Origin of the sequence: Pseudomonas sp. NFACC02 (assembly GCF_900110765.1) — a bacterium.
GTDB lineage: Bacteria > Pseudomonadota > Gammaproteobacteria > Pseudomonadales > Pseudomonadaceae > Aquipseudomonas.
In genome coordinates, this window is record NZ_FOEO01000001.1 from 279336 (window position 1) to 294669 (window position 15334).

Below are 15334 nucleotides of genomic sequence, written 5' to 3' on the forward strand. Positions count from 1 at the left end.
GTTCATGTCACTGCGCCGCTTCGCGTTGTTGTTCACCGGTCTGATGCTGTCGAACCCTCTCCTCGCGGCATCAACGCATTACCCGCTCACGGTCGACAACTGCGGCGTGCCGCTGACGTTTACCCAGCCCCCGCAAAAAACCGTGACCATTGGCCAGGCCGCAACGGAGATGCTTTACGCATTGGGGCTCAGCCAACAGGTCATCGGCACGTCGTTGTGGTTCAACGACGTGTTGCCCGCCTTCAAAAACGACAACGACCACATTGCGCGTCTGGCCGACAACGCCCCCAGCTTCGAGTCCGTGATTGGCCTGCACCCGGATTTCGTGCCGGTCCAGTTCGAATGGATGGTCGGCCCTCAAGGCGCGGTCGGCACGCGGGAACAGTTTCACGACCTGAATATCCCGACCTACATTCTGCCTTCGGACTGTGAGGGCAAGAACAACCGTGTCGGTGCGGACGGCACGCGCCTGACGGCTTTCAAGGTCGAGACGCTGTACAAGACCCTGGCTCAACTGGCCCTGATCTTCGACGTACAGGATCGCGGCCAACAACTGATTACAGGCTATCAGGCGCGTCTCGCCCAGGCCGTCGACCAGGCGAAAAAACACGGCAGCCACAACGTGTCGGCGGTGTTCTGGTTCTCCAGCCCTGATCTCAACAGCGACCCTTTTGTCGCGGGCCGCAAAGGCATTCCGAATTTCATGCTCGACACGCTGGGCATGCGCAATGTCATCGATTCCGATGAAGAGTGGCCCACCGTCGGCTGGGAGACCATCGCCAAGGCCAATCCGACGATCCTGGTGATCGCGCGCATGGACCGTCGTCGCTTCCCGGCAGACGATCACGAAAAGAAGCTGGCCTTCCTTAAATCCGATCCGGTGACCCGCAACATGGACGCGGTGAAGAATGATCGCATCGTGATCATGGACGCTAGCGCAATGGAGTCCAGCGTGCGTCTGTTCGACGGCATCGAGCAGCTCGGCGCTGCCGCTCAACGCGTCATTCTCGCGCCATGAACCGCAAGGGTCTGTGTCGATGGCTCGGTCATGGCCTGTGGGTCAGCGCCGTGCTGTTCCTGGCGATCATGGCGGGCGTTGCAATTGGCGAGACATCGATCAGCCTCCCGGTCATTGCCCAGGTCCTGGCGAACAAGCTGTGGGCTGCCGGTTACCCGGTGGACCTCATCGATGAGGGCATCGTCTGGAACTACCGCCTGACTCGCGCCATTGTCGCGGCGGCCTGTGGCGCGGGGCTGGCGATTTCCGGCGTGGTGCTGCAGTCGCTGCTGCGCAATCCGCTGGCCGATCCTTACCTGCTGGGCATATCGGCGGGCGCGTCGACCGGCGCTGTCTTGGTGGCAATTATCGGCGTGGGCGCGGGCGCCATTTCCCTCTCCACCGGGGCCTTCGCCGGCGCAATGGCCGCCTTTGCGCTGGTGGCCTTGCTGGCCCGCGCCTCTCGTGGTCAGACAGCGGCGGGCCAGATCATTCTGGCGGGGATCGCAGGCTCACAGTTGTTCAACGCCCTCACCTCCTTTCTGATTACCCGATCAGCCAACGCCGAGCAGGCACGCGGCATCCTGTTCTGGCTGCTCGGTAACCTCAGCGGCGTACGCTGGTCGTCAGTCAGCCTGGCGGTACCCGTTGTGTCGTTCGGCCTGGTGATGTGTCTGTGGCACCGCCGCTCGCTGGACGCGTTTACCTTTGGCGCTGATTCGGCGGCGTCACTGGGCATTCCCGTGCGCCGGGTGCAGGCGACGCTCATCGCCACGACCGCGCTGATCACTGCCGTCATGGTGTCCATCGTCGGCTCGATCGGCTTTGTCGGGCTGGTCGTCCCGCACGCCGTGCGCATGGTCGCAGGTGTGCGCCACGCCCGCTTGCTGCCGCTGAGCGCCCTGAGCGGTGCGCTGTTCATGATCGCCGCTGACGCCCTGTCCCGCACGGTGATCAAGGGACAAGTGCTGCCGATCGGCGTCATCACCGCCCTGCTGGGCGCCCCGGTATTTGCCTTGATTCTGATCCGTGGAAACCGCCTCCGATGAACGCATCCAATCCATTTCACGCAACTGGCGACGAGGGCATGGCCCTGCTCAGCGCGGTCCACCTGAGTTACGCCGTCAAAGGCGCTCAGTTGCTCAAGGACGTCAGCCTGGTGATTCGGCCGGGCGAGAACCTGGGTGTCGTGGGCCCCAACGGATCAGGCAAATCGACCTTGCTCAAGCTGTTGGCCGGGATTAAAACGCCAACCCACGGGGAAGTGCTGTTGCACGGCAAGCCTCTGTCGACCCTGCGTCGAAGGGACATTGCACGATGCCTGGCCGTGGTCGAGCAGCAGGCGCAAACCAGCGACAATCTCACGGTGCAAGAGGCGGTGGAACTGGGTCGAACGCCCTGGCTATCGGCGCTCGCCCCCTGGAGCGATGTCGACCGGGACATCGTCGATCAAGCCATGGCCGACGTGAACCTGCAGCGCCTGAAAGACCGGGCATGGCATTCGCTGTCGGGAGGCGAACGGCAACGCGCGCATATCGCGCGGGCACTGGCGCAGCAGCCGCAGATATTGCTACTGGACGAGCCCACCAATCATCTGGATATCCAGCAGCAGCTATTGATCCTCAGACGGGTCCATTGCTTACCCGTCACCACCGTGACCGCCCTTCACGACCTCAATCAGGCACTGGCCTGCGACCGTCTGGCGGTCCTGGATGCAGGTCGACTGGTGGCGTTGGGGTTGCCGTTCGACGTGTTGACGCCGCAACGGCTGCACACCACATTCGGCGTCACAGGGCACTGGCTGACCGACCCGGTCGATGGCGCTAGGCTCTTGCGCCTGCGCACGGTTTCAGACGGCGCCTCTTGAGCGCGCACGACACCGCGCACGCGATGCCGGCCCACGGCCGCAACGCCGACAAGCCGTAGGGCTACACTACGGCATCGTGGCTGAGCAAGGCGCCTCGTCGATCCTCGAAGAACGGCTTGTCCCCGGCAACTCGCGACGACGCCCTGGGCACCGCGGCATCGTCATCGCCCGTCGCGTCGATGAACCAGTAGCAATGGCGCACTGCCCGCGTGATCGCGACATAGGCCAGGCGCAACACCTCGTCCTTCTGCGCGTTATCGAAGGCTTCAAGGTCGCCCTCTTTACCCAGCCCTGCCATCTGGTAAACCTGATTCTTGTACGGTGACCGGGTCAGGTGCTGGCAGTCGCCGAGCAGGAACACCGCGTCGGCCTGCAACCCCTTGGCGCTGTGATACGTCAGTTGCTTCAGGCGCCGCTCACCGGGCGGCAACGCATAATCGGCATTCATCACCGCGTGCAATGCCTCCGGTAACTTGTTGCGCTCACTCCCTTTGCGGTACAGCAACAATACCGAGTCACCCGCGTTGTAATGCTCGATCAGACGCTTCACCAGTTGATCGTCATCGCGATCGAACACGCTGACCGGCAGCAATTCCTGCACCGGCCCGCTCGCTCTGGCCTTCTTGCCGCTGATCGCCGGCGCCGCGCGCACAATATGTTCCGCCGCGTCGATGATGTGCTGATGGCTGCGGAAGTTGTCGCTGAGCATGACCTTAGTGGTGCCCGGTGACGGGAACTCCCTGGGAAACTCCATGAAGAATTTCGGCGAACTGCCGCGCCAGCCGTAGATAGACTGCCAGTCGTCTCCGACGCACAACAGGGATGATCGCTGCGCGCTTCGACCCGCGTGCAACGCAGGGCCACGGCTGCGAATTTCCCGAAGGCTGGCGCGGATCCACGAGACGATCTGTGGCGAGACGTCCTGAAACTCATCGATCATCAGGTGCGACAGCGGGCGTAAGCCTTGATCGGCGACCAGTTTGAGGTTTTCTGGCGAGTTCTCACCGAACAGCGAGAACATCCGGTTATAGGTCATGACCGGCGGAGTCTGTTCCAGCAAATGGTCCTCGAAGGCTTTCCAGAACAGGCTCAAGGCCTCAAAGAAGAACCGGTCCGGGTCCTGATCCGAAAAACTCATCTGCGAGACGGCGTCAGGCACATCCAGCCCCAGGTTTTCGATAAAGCTGGCGGCGGCCACGAAGCAGTCCAGCAACGGTGCTGCGCTCAGCTCGCCTTTGACCTTGTAATCGAAGCCAGGCCCGGCAACCGCCGCTCCCGACAATGACTGCATCATGCCGCGCGACGCCTCGTAGCTCTCCAGCCAGATCACCGGCTTGCGGCAGAACGCCTGGAACAGCGTGCGCTTGATCACCCACTCGGCCCAGACCGGCAGCTTGGCGTCCGGACGGCGCAGGTGCTGGTCTTCACTCGGGTCGAAACCGAGCACGATCCAGGCGTCGAGTTCGGCGGCATAGCCGTGGACGTGGAATGTCAGCCCGCTGACCTCGACGGTCTGACGCATGGGCTCGACACCCTGGATCGGCCAGGCGCCCGCGCGGATCCACAGGTCCTCAATAACGTCGCACAGTTCCTCGTCACGCCTGGACGACAAGCCCATGACAGTGATGCGCTTCTGCACATCCGGATGATCGCGATCCAGTTCCTTCAATTGCAGTGAATGCCGGTACAGCGGCGCCATCACTTCACGAAAGCGTGCATTGGCCGCGTACAGGTCCCGATAGCACAGGTTCATCTGCTGGCGCTGGGCATCGTTGATGCGCAGGTCAAAGGGGTTGCTGTCCGCCCCATCGTCCAGCCCTTTGTGGCCGAACAGGTCGCCACCCGACAGATGGGTATTCTGACTGCTCAGATTTTCGAAGGCCTGAAGCTGCTCAAAGCCCGGCAAGCTGCGCACCAGCGGCAGGATGCGTGAATGGAAGGTGCGCACCACCTCACGTGCCTGGCGCAGCGACAGGTCGTGCCCCCAGAGCCCCATGATCTCGACGAGCTTGTTGATGAAGTCCTTGCGCGACTCCCGGGTGAAGGTCACCACGGTCATCGAATCCAGCTCGAACCCCAGGTAGTGATGGAGCAGTAGCACCCGCAAGACCAGCGATGTCGACTTGCCTGCGCCAGCACCCGCGATGACGTAGGTCGAGGGCGTATCACTGAAAATCATCTTCCATTGCGCGGCTGTGGGCTGAGCATGGGGTGGGAGCTTGTCCGCCACATCGGCCTTGATGCGTTTTTTCAGCTCGTTGGTCAGCGCCAGACGCCAGTCATCGAACAGGTGATCGTCGACCCGCGGCCCCCGGTGCTCCGACGGGCGGGTATCACGGATCACCAGAACCCGACGCCCTTCTTCGATACCGTCCAGACGCCCTTCGTTGTAGCCCTCATCCATGCCTTCGGCGTGACCGTTGAGGAAGCCGTCGGCATGCCCCTGCTTCCATGACGGGACGTGCTGAGCCTGCATGCGTGACAAACCGCGGCCGATCATCCGGGCCAGCAGGCGTTTGAAGAAGGGCAAGCGCTCGGGCGTCGTCAGGTCAGGGGGCAAGTCAGCGATCGACTCGTGGAGTAGCTCGTGGGGTGGCTCGGCTGGAAAATCGTGCGACACGCGGGCTCCATCTATCAGCGTTGAACGAGAAGGTGTCTATGGTCGCCCCATTTGCCGGAGAGCTCCAGCGAAATGCTTTAGGGTCATGGAGTTAGCCGATCAAGTGCAGGTAAAGCCGCAAAACAGGCAATCGTTAAACATTTAATATTTCGATTGTAATAACGCAAATCTTACGCTTTTTATCGATGCTTGGTTGATAGATCATACATCCATCGACTGAAGAGTCATCACCAGCAGCGCTGCTGCTTACGCCGGCCCTGCTAATGGAGGAACTGATCATGCTGCAACTTCGACCCTTCAAATCCCTTGGCGGCGCCGATCACGGGTGGCTGAACGCTCATCACCATTTTTCGTTCGCCAACTATTACGATCCGGCCCGCATGAGCTGGGGCCAGCTACGGGTCTGGAACGATGATGTGATCCAGGCAGGCACGGGCTTCCCGCGCCACCCGCACCGCGACATGGAAATCATCACCTACGTACGTGAGGGCGCTATCACTCACGAGGACAGCTTGGGTAACCGGGGCCGCACCGAAGCCGGCGACGTGCAAGTGATGAGCGCCGGGACGGGTGTAGCCCACAGCGAGTACAACCTGGAGTCGAAAGAGACCCGCATTTTCCAGATCTGGATCATGCCGGACGAAGTCGGGGCTCCGCCTTCCTGGGGCGCCAAACCGTTCCCGAAAGGCAACCGCGAAGGCTTCGTAACCCTGGCCAGCGGTAAAACGGACGATGACATCGAGCTGCGTATCCGTGCCAATGCGCGTCTGGTCGCGGCAAACCTGAAGGCCGGTGAAACCGCCGAGTACACCCTCGACCAGGGTCGCCGGGCGTATCTGGTGCCGGCCACCGGGATCATCGAGGTCAACGGTCTGCGCGCCAGTGCGCGGGACGGCGTGGCGGTTGAAGATGAGCGGGTGTTGCGGGTAACCGCCGTCGAAGACAGTGAGATCGTTCTGGTGGATGTCGCGTGACAGCGCGCTGATGCTGTAGACGGAAGGCCCCGGCTTCGTGAGACGCCGGGGCTTTTTTATCGGGATGACGTCTATTCTTCATCAGGCCATTCCTCTTTTGAGCAGGCCCATGGACAAGCCATCCGATCAATCACCTCAACGTTCCGATGATAAGAAGCCGCCGACCTTCTGGCAGATGCTGCACAGCGTCATGGCGGCAGCCTTTGGCGTGCAGAGCCACAAGAATCGCGCCCGGGACTTCAATCATGGCAAGCCGTCGCACTTCGTGATCATGGGCGTTGCCTTCACGGTCATCTTCGCCCTTGCGTTGATGGGTATCGTGCAACTGGTCCTGCACTTCGCCGTGCCATGACTCAGTGTGATGCATCGACGCGCACGAAGGGGTAAGCGACACCCTCGGGGCTGTGCCCCTCGGTGAACTGGCGGACGTCGATACCGTAGTCATCGCGGCCGTTGGCCTGCATGAAGCTGAGACTGTCGCTGCGCTCCCTGATTCGCATCGCGCGTACCTGCCAGGTGCCGATGGGCTGACGCGCGTCCTTATCGGCCTCGTCGTAGTCATGCAACAACACCAGCGCCCAGCCTCCCAAGGTGAAATGGCCTCCGGCGACCACGCTCAAACGCCCTTCCAGCAGCGCCTGCAACGCGTCCGTCGAATCATTGATCGTGCCGACCGATACGTCTTTGCCCGGTTCCTTGCCCGCGTCGCGCAGGGCGTCCATCACCCCGAAAGCCATCAAGTCGCTGGCGGCCCAGACCAGACTCACGTCGGGATAGCGCTTGAGCAATACCTGTGCCTGCTCATAGGCACGATCGCGGCGCCAGCCACCCAGGACAATCTGTCGAAGACGGACTTGGGGATTTTCGGCGAGGGCTCGATACAGGCCCCGTTCGCGCTGCAGGGAGACCGGCGTGCTGTTCGTACCGGAAAAGGCCAGCATGTCGAGGGTCTGCCCTGGTAACAGGGTCTGCCCTGGTAACAGGGTCTGCCCTGGTAACAAGGGCGCGCGGGATTCGATCAGTCGCTTGGCGATCAGGTAGCCGCCCTCCTCGTCGTTGGCCACGACACTGCCCAGAAAGTCGGGGTAGCGGGCGCGCAAGTCACCCAGGATGCTCAATTGATCGGCCGTGAAGGTGTTATTGACCGCAAGCAGTTTGACCCCGCTGCCGACTGACAGGCGCAGCACCTCCGGCGCAACGTTCAGCTCATTGGAGAACACCAGATAGTCCGGTCGCTCGCTGCCTTGCAGCGTCTCGCGGGCAAGCGTGAGCAACGTGCGCGTGTCACGGTCGGTGTAGTGGATCTGAAGACGCATGCCCAGGCGATCGGCTGCCGCCTGCATGAAGCGCGAATAGCTGGACCAGTACGGATCGGATGCCGCCCCCGGGTTGAGAAACACCACCGAAGCCGCCCACGTACCGCCGGACCACAGCCCACCCGCGACCAGAATGAGGCAGCCACTGAAAAACCTGATCATGGACACCGAGCCTCACCACCCCATACGTCATAACCGAGCTGTATCAGGCCCGCTTATACCTTATTGGCCGTCGTCGGGTAAGGCGTACTCATGTGGGGACACAGTGCTGCGCTATTGGTGGCTCACCCAGAAAACGGCAGCCCCCACGACCAGAATAATGAGGAAGAAGATCGCCCAGGCATCCACGTGGCTGTCGGGCTTGGAAACTTTAGGGTGGTGGTTACTCATTGCATCGCCTTTTGTCAGTCTTATGGGTGATTGCAGATGACACGGACCGCAGACGGTTGACCGAGGCCCTGAGCAGAGTAAAGTCGACGCTTGCCCTTATCACAAGTGTGGACATGATCACCCGACGTGAGGCTTATCACGTTTGGTTCTTTGCATATATTCAAACATCACTTTTGCGCATATTCGCAAACTGGTAACCTCCCCCGGCTCCGTTTAGGGGCTGTGCGACCGTGCGCGCAGATTTGTTCAGCGGCCTGAGACCTTCGCGACAATGCATCGCCTGTTTCGGGCCGTCTAAGCAGCAGTGAACCGCCTGAGAACAGGACCACCATGTACGTATACGACGAGTACGATCAGCGGATCATCGAGGACCGCGTCAAGCAGTTCCGCGACCAGACCCGCCGCTATCTGGCCGGCGAGCTCAGCGAAGAAGAGTTCCGCCCGCTCCGCCTGCAAAACGGCCTTTATATCCAGCGCTTCGCGCCGATGCTGCGGGTCGCTGTGCCCTACGGCCAGTTGACGTCGCGCCAGACGCGAATGCTGGCCAAAATCGCCCGCGACTACGACAAGGGCTATGCACACATCAGTACCCGCCAGAACGTGCAGTTCAACTGGCCGGCGCTGGAAGACATTCCCGACATCCTCGCTGAACTGGCCACCGTGCAGATGCATGCGATCCAGACCAGCGGTAACTGCCTGCGCAACGTCACCACGGACCAGTTTGCCGGCGTCGCCGCCGACGAACTGGTTGACCCGCGCCCATGGTGCGAGATCGTGCGTCAGTGGACGACTTTCCACCCCGAATTCGCCTACCTGCCACGCAAGTTCAAGATCGCAATCAACGGTTCCACGTCCGATCGTGCTGCCATCGAAGTCCATGACATTGGCCTTGAGCCAGTGAAGAACGCCGCGGGCGAGCTGGGTTTCCGCGTGCTGGTCGGCGGCGGCCTGGGCCGTACCCCGGTCGTCGGCGCATTCATCAATGAGTTCCTGCCGTGGCAGGACCTGTTGAGCTACCTCGATGCCATCCTGCGCGTGTACAACCGTTACGGTCGGCGCGACAACAAGTACAAGGCGCGGATCAAGATCCTGGTCAAGGCGCTCACCCCTGAAGTCTTCGCCGAAAAAGTCGAAGCGGAAATGGCTCACCTGCGCGGTGGCCAGACGACGCTGACCGAGGCCGAGGTTCACCGGGTCTCCAAGCACTTCGTCGACCCTGAGTACAAGGCACTGGCGGACTACAGCGCGGAACTGGCTGAACGGGACAAAGAACACCCCGGGTTTGCCCGCTGGCGTTCACGCAACGTCCTGGCGCACAAGAAGCCGGGGTACGCGGCCGTGACCCTGTCGCTCAAGCCAACAGGCGTCGCACCGGGCGATGTCACCGACAAGCAACTGGATGGCATCGCCGACCTGGCCGATCGCTACAGCTTCGGCCAGCTGCGCACCTCCCACGAGCAGAACATCATTCTGGCCGACGTCGAGCAGAGCCAGTTGTTCGCGATGTGGGGAGAACTGCGCGAGCAGGGTTTCGCCACGCCGAACATTGGTTTGCTGACCGATATCATCTGCTGCCCTGGCGGTGATTTCTGTTCGCTGGCCAACGCCAAGTCGATCCCGATCGCCGAATCCATCCAGCGCCGCTTCGACGACCTGGATTACCTGTTCGACATCGGCGAACTGGACCTGAACATTTCCGGCTGCATGAACGCCTGCGGCCATCACCACGTCGGCCATATCGGCATTCTGGGCGTGGACAAGAAAGGCGAAGAGTTCTATCAGGTTTCCCTGGGCGGCAGTGCCAGCCGGGATGCAAGCCTGGGCAAGATTCTTGGCCCGTCGTTCGCGCAGGACGCCATGCCGGATGTGATCGAGAAGCTGATCAAGGTGTACGTCGAAAAACGTAACGAAGACGAGCGCTTCATCGACACCTATCAGCGTATCGGCATCGACCCTTTCAAGGAGCGCGTCTATGCAACGGATCATTAAGAACAACGAAGTCATCGACGAAACCTGGCACTTGCTGCCCAAGGACACCGAATTCGATAGCCTCTCGAACTGCGACGACCTGATCGTGCCACTGGCTCTGTGGCGCGAACACGGCCATGCGCTGAAGGCCCGTGACGGCGGGCTGGGTGTCTGGCTGGACAGCGACGAGGAAGCGGAAGAAATCGGTGAGGACGCCAACCAGTTCCAGGTCATTGCCCTGAACTTCCCGGCGTTCACCGACGGGCGCAGCTACTCCAACGCACGCCTGCTGCGTGATCGCTACGGCTTCAAAGGCGAGCTGCGGGCCATTGGCGACGTGTTGCGCGACCAATTGTTCTATCTGCACCGCTGTGGTTTCGACGCCTTTGCGATTCGTGCCGACAAGGACCCGTACGAAGCGCTGCAAAGCCTTCGGGACTTCTCGGTCACCTATCAGGCGGCGACCGACGAGCCATTGCCGCTGTTTCGCCGTCGTTGATGCGACGCTGATCAGCAAGCAGCAAAAAGCCCCGGCTTCGTGAGAGGCCGGGGCTTTTTTGTAATCATTCGATCTGTAGGAGCGCGCTTGCCCGCGATTGCGTTCGGTCAGACACCCACGTGGAAACTGACCCACCGCATCGCGGGCAAGCGCGCTCCTACAACGACGGAGTCGCGCTCTACCAGAACCGCTGCTGCGTCAACTTGCTCCACCAGCTTGTCACCAGCCGGTCGACCGAAACGCTGGCCGCCAGCCCCACGCGCTCCTGCAAGCTTTTGCGCTCGGCGTAGTGCAAGTGGAACACCTCGGCCGTCTTCGCCTTCTCGGACAAATACTCGTCACTGGTTTTCAGTTCGTCGACCAGTTGCTTGTCCTTCGCCGCCATACCCAGCCAGACCTCACCGGTGGCGACCTCATCGATCTGCAACTGTGGGCGGTAGCTGGCGACAAAGTTTTTGAACAGCTCATGGGTGATGTCCAGATCCTGCTGGAACTTCTCCCGGCCCTTCTCGGTGTTTTCGCCGAACACGGTGAGCGTGCGCTTGTATTCACCGGCCGTCAGTACTTCGAAATCGATGTCGTGCTTTTTCAGCAGACGGTTGACGTTCGGCAGTTGAGCCACCACGCCAATTGACCCCAGCACGGCGAACGGCGCGCTGATGATGCGGTTGCCAATGCACGCCATCATGTAACCGCCGCTGGCGGCCACCTTGTCGATGCAGATCGTCAACGGAATACCGGCCTGACGAATGCGCGCCAGTTGGGACGAGGCCAGACCATAGCTGTGAACCATGCCGCCACCGCTTTCAAGGCGCAGCACCACTTCATCCTTCTGGGTGGCCAGGCTCAACAGTGCGGTGATCTCGTGGCGCATGTTTTCGGTGGCGGATGCCTTGATGTCACCGTCGAAATCCAGCACGTACACACGCGGCTTGACGTCGGCCTGCTTTTTCTCTTTCTTCAGGTCCTTGGCCTGCGACTTGCGCAGCGTCTTGAGCCGCGCCTTGTCCAGCAGCGAGCCTTCCAGGCGGTCACGCAGCCCTTTGTAGAAATCATTGAGTTTGGTCACATGCAGCTGACCACCAGCGCCGCGACGCCCCCGGCCCCGCATGGATGCAATGACTACCAGCACCACGACGATCGCGATGACCACCGTGACGGTTTTCGCCAGAAAGCTGGCGTAATCGAACATAAACTCCACAGAAGCTCCTTTGCCTACATGCCTGAAACCTGAGTCAGCCTTCGTTGACGCACGTCGTATACAGAATCGCGAATGCGCCCAGCATACCGACGCGCCCCGTGTGGAGCCAGCGTCTGACGGACGAAGGACATGACAATCCGACAATTCAAACAAGCGTATGTTTTTTTATTGACAGACACGGCGCCAGCCTCATAACCTCCCATCACTTTCAGCGTACCGGGATGACGCGGACGTGGGCAGCATCTACCTGATAAGACATGGCCAGGCCTCCTTTGGTGCAGACGACTACGACGTTCTGTCGCCCAACGGTTTTCGCCAGGCTGAAGCCCTCGGTGCCCATCTGGCGCAGCTTGAGCTGACGGTCGACCGATGCATCTGCGGCAGCCTGTTCCGTCAGCGTCATACCGCTGAAACCGCCATGGCACAACTCGATGCGGCCGGCCTGAAAATCCCGACGCTGGAAACCGACCAGGCGTTCAACGAATTTGACGCCGAAGGCGTGATTCGTGCGCTGCTGCCCGCGATGCTGCCAGAGGAACCTGAAGCGCTGGAGGTCATGCGTAACGCTGCGCAAAACCGCGCGGAATTCCAGCGTCTGTTCGCACTGATCATCGGTCGCTGGCTCGGCGGTCAACACGATACGCCGGCGCTGCAGAGCTGGCAGGCCTTCGTCGCACAGGTCCAGGCAGGCCTGGAGCGGATTCTCGACAGCGCTGGCCCCAGCGATCGCATTGCCGTATTCACGTCCGGCGGCACCATCACCGCCCTGCTCCACCTGATCACCCGAATGCCTGCACCCCAGGCGTTCGAACTCAACTGGCAAATCGTCAACACCTCGCTCAACCACCTGAAGTTTCGTGGTCGCGACGTGTCCCTGGCCTCCTTTAACAGTCACGCGCACTTGCAACTGTTAAAGACGCCGGAGCTCATCACCTACCGCTGAGCCCGGCCAATCGCACCCGCAAGGTGCCTGCAATCACTCATATAAAAGGATGACACCATGACCTCCGTAGCCGATGCCGTACAAGCGATGAAAGCCAAGTTCAACCCTGAAGCCGCTGCGGGCCTGGACCTGGTATTCGGTTTCCGTATCGACGACAGCAAAAATTTCTCCCTGATCGTGAAAGACAAGACCTGCGAGCTGCAAGAAGGTGAAAACCCTGACGCACAAGTGACGCTGGTGATGGACGGCGAAACACTGGAAGGCATCGTCAGCGGCGAGACCGACGGCATGCAGGCGTTCATGGCCGGCAAGCTGCGCGCCGAAGGCGACATGATGCTGGCGATGAAGCTGAGCGAACTGTTCCCATCGTAAGACAGTGATACGCGCTCCCATCGCGGATCGCACCTGGACCTTGAAAACCGAAGCTTTCCGGCTTCGGTTTTTTTTGCTCGATGGTTTTCGTACCCCATTGATCAAATCGGCTGATTGACCTGTAACACGCTCGCCAATAAGGCCAGCCATGGCTTGTTCAGCACGTCGTCGGCGCATTAGATTAGCCAATGATCATAGCCATCCAAAATAACCAGCAGGGATAAGCATGGCGCTAACCGACCAGTCCACCTCAGTTCGATCCGGCGAAGAACTCGACGCAGCGCTGATCGATCCCTACCTGAAAACTCATATTCCAGGGCTAAGCGGCACCGCCCAAATCAGTCAGTTTCCGGGTGGGGCTTCCAACCTCACCTACCTGCTGAGTTACCCGGAACAGGAGTTCGTGCTGCGCCGCCCGCCGTTCGGCCACAAGGCAAAAAGCGCCCACGACATGGGCCGTGAGTTCCGGATTCTCAACCAGCTCAAGGAGGCTTTCCCTTATTGCCCGAAGGCCTATGTGCACTGCACCGATGAATCGGTGATCGGTGCCGAGTTCTATGTCATGGAGCGGGTCAAGGGCATCATCCTGCGCGCGGACCTGCCCGCTGAACTGAGTCTTGACCCGAGGCAAACCGAAGCCCTGTGCAAGAGTTTCATCGACAAGCTGGTGGAGCTGCACCAAGTCGATTACACCGCCTGCGGCCTTGGGGATCTGGGCAAGCCACACGGGTATGTCGAACGGCAGATTAGTGGCTGGACGGAACGCTACGAAAAAGCCCGTACGCCGGATGCACCCCGGTGGGAGAAAGTCGCGCGCTGGCTGGACGATAAAAAGCCAGCGGATGCCCCGCGTTCCAGCCTCGTGCACAACGATTACCGCTTCGACAACGTGATCCTTGACCCCGACAACCCGATGCAGATCATCGGGGTGCTCGATTGGGAGCTGACCACCTTGGGCGATCCGCTGATGGACCTGGGCAATAGCCTCGCCTACTGGATACAGGCCGACGACCCGGCGCCGGTGCAGCTGATGCGTCGTCAGCCCAGTCATGCGCCAGGCATGCTGACCCGTGAGCAGTTTGTCGCCTACTACGCCGAACGCTCGGGCATTCGCATCGACAATTTCGACTTTTATTACACCTACGGCCTGTTTCGTCTGGCGGGTATCGTGCAGCAAATCTACTACCGCTTTTTCCACGGCCAGACCCAGGACAAACGTTTCGCGCCGTTCATTCACATGAACACGCTGCTCGAACACATGGCACTGCAAGTGATTGGCCGCTCGGCGCTTTGAGTCCCTGGTTTTCAGCCGCGCCCCTGAACCTGCTTCGCCCCTGATTGCGACACGATAAGGAAGACACCATGTCCAAAACCCAACTGTTCGACCTCGACGGCAAAATTGCTTTCGTCTCCGGCGCCAGCCGCGGCATCGGTGAGGCCATCGCCAGACTGCTCGCCCAGCAAGGCGCGCATGTGATCGTCTCCAGCCGCAAAATCGAAGGCTGCCAGCACGTGGCCGATGCGATTATTGCCGACGGCGGCAAGGCCACGGCGATCGCCTGCCACATCGGTGAAATGGAACAGATCGACAGCGTTTTCGCGCGCATTCGGGAAGAATTTGGCCGACTGGACATTCTGGTCAATAACGCCGCCACCAACCCGCAGTTCTGCAATGTCCTGGACACCGACCTCGGCGCGTTCCAGAAAACCGTTGACGTCAACATCCGCGGTTACTTCTTCATGTCGGTCGAGGCAGGCAAGCTGATGCGCGAGCACGGCGGTGGCAGCATCATCAACGTGGCGTCGATCAACGGCGTATCACCGGGCGTGTTCCAGGGTATCTACTCGGTGACCAAGGCGGCGGTGATCAACATGACCAAGGTCTTCGCCAAGGAGTGCGCGCCGTTCGGTATTCGCTGCAACGCCCTGCTGCCAGGCCTGACCGACACCAAATTCGCCTCGGCGCTGGTCAGCAACGAACAAATCCTCAACACCGCACTGGCACAGATTCCGCTCAAGCGCGTGGCGGCGCCGAGCGAAATGGCCGGCGCGGTCCTGTACCTGGCCAGCGATGCGTCGAGCTACACCACAGGCGTGGCGTTGAATGTGGACGGCGGATTCTTGTCCTGACGCCGCCCTGCACCACACCGCCAGGCAGTCGCGACTTTTTTTGCCAGGATGCATGGG

General features: G+C 60.7%; 13 protein-coding genes and 1 pseudogene. 11 read left to right on the plus strand and 3 right to left on the minus strand.

Going from position 1 to position 15334, the window contains the following annotated elements; all coding sequences use genetic code 11:
• Positions 1-4: 4 nt before the first annotated feature.
• From BMY73_RS01425 to BMY73_RS01435, 3 genes and pseudogenes are all read left to right on the plus strand, one after another.
• The gene (locus BMY73_RS01425) at positions 5-1018 is read left to right on the plus strand and encodes an ABC transporter substrate-binding protein (RefSeq protein WP_092404486.1); all 1014 of its coding nucleotides are present in this window, start codon (positions 5-7) and stop codon (positions 1016-1018) included.
• Entirely contained in the window at positions 1015-2046 is a 1032-nt protein-coding gene (locus tag BMY73_RS01430; protein ID WP_092404488.1) for a FecCD family ABC transporter permease, read from the plus strand. Before BMY73_RS01425 ends, BMY73_RS01430 begins: the two co-directional genes overlap by 4 nt.
• A 38-nt stretch (positions 2047-2084) precedes the next feature.
• Positions 2085-2597 (plus strand): annotated as a pseudogene (locus tag BMY73_RS01435) (ABC transporter ATP-binding protein); the annotation flags it as partial.
• A gap of 328 nt (positions 2598-2925) precedes the next feature.
• Here the strand turns inward: BMY73_RS01435 and BMY73_RS01440 are convergent.
• On the minus strand, positions 2926-5364 hold the full coding sequence (locus BMY73_RS01440; protein WP_175500113.1) for a UvrD-helicase domain-containing protein: 2439 nt from the start codon (positions 5362-5364) through the stop codon (positions 2926-2928).
• A gap of 398 nt (positions 5365-5762) precedes the next feature.
• Between BMY73_RS01440 and BMY73_RS01445 the strand changes: the two genes are divergently transcribed.
• Positions 5763-6458 carry a pirin family protein gene (locus BMY73_RS01445; protein ID WP_092404728.1) on the plus strand — a complete coding sequence of 232 codons (696 nt, stop codon included), beginning with the start codon at positions 5763-5765 and terminating at the stop codon, positions 6456-6458.
• A 109-nt stretch (positions 6459-6567) separates the two neighbouring features.
• Entirely contained in the window at positions 6568-6810 is a 243-nt protein-coding gene (locus tag BMY73_RS01450) for a DUF2970 domain-containing protein (RefSeq protein WP_092404490.1), read from the plus strand.
• A 1-nt stretch (position 6811) separates the two neighbouring features.
• Here BMY73_RS01450 and BMY73_RS01455 read toward each other — a convergent pair whose 3' ends face one another.
• Entirely contained in the window at positions 6812-7936 is a 1125-nt protein-coding gene (locus tag BMY73_RS01455) for an ABC transporter substrate-binding protein (RefSeq protein WP_092404492.1), read from the minus strand.
• A 558-nt stretch (positions 7937-8494) separates the two neighbouring features.
• On the opposite strand from BMY73_RS01455, the gene BMY73_RS01460 reads away from it, so the two are divergent.
• Positions 8495-10153 carry a nitrite/sulfite reductase gene (locus BMY73_RS01460; protein WP_092404494.1) on the plus strand — a complete coding sequence of 553 codons (1659 nt, stop codon included), beginning with the start codon at positions 8495-8497 and terminating at the stop codon, positions 10151-10153.
• Entirely contained in the window at positions 10137-10631 is a 495-nt protein-coding gene (locus BMY73_RS01465; protein ID WP_062388937.1) for a DUF934 domain-containing protein, read from the plus strand. The genes BMY73_RS01460 and BMY73_RS01465 overlap by 17 nt, the downstream gene beginning before the upstream one ends.
• Positions 10632-10809: 178 nt before the next feature.
• Here BMY73_RS01465 and sohB read toward each other — a convergent pair whose 3' ends face one another.
• Positions 10810-11832 carry a protease SohB gene (gene sohB, locus BMY73_RS01470; protein ID WP_092404496.1) on the minus strand — a complete coding sequence of 341 codons (1023 nt, stop codon included), beginning with the start codon at positions 11830-11832 and terminating at the stop codon, positions 10810-10812.
• 232 nt (positions 11833-12064) lie between these two features.
• On the opposite strand from sohB, the gene BMY73_RS01475 reads away from it, so the two are divergent.
• The 4 genes from BMY73_RS01475 (at position 12065) to BMY73_RS01490 (ending at position 15277) form a co-directional block, all read left to right on the plus strand.
• Entirely contained in the window at positions 12065-12775 is a 711-nt protein-coding gene (locus BMY73_RS01475; protein WP_092404498.1) for a histidine phosphatase family protein, read from the plus strand.
• A gap of 57 nt (positions 12776-12832) precedes the next feature.
• On the plus strand, positions 12833-13147 hold the full coding sequence (locus BMY73_RS01480) for an SCP2 sterol-binding domain-containing protein (RefSeq protein WP_062388950.1): 315 nt from the start codon (positions 12833-12835) through the stop codon (positions 13145-13147).
• A gap of 226 nt (positions 13148-13373) precedes the next feature.
• A complete protein-coding gene (locus BMY73_RS01485; protein WP_092404500.1) occupies positions 13374-14441 on the plus strand; it encodes a phosphotransferase family protein in 1068 nt (355 codons plus the stop codon).
• Positions 14442-14509: 68 nt separating this feature from the next.
• Positions 14510-15277 carry an SDR family oxidoreductase gene (locus BMY73_RS01490; RefSeq protein WP_092404502.1) on the plus strand — a complete coding sequence of 256 codons (768 nt, stop codon included), beginning with the start codon at positions 14510-14512 and terminating at the stop codon, positions 15275-15277.
• The last annotated feature ends 57 nt before the right edge of the window (positions 15278-15334 follow it).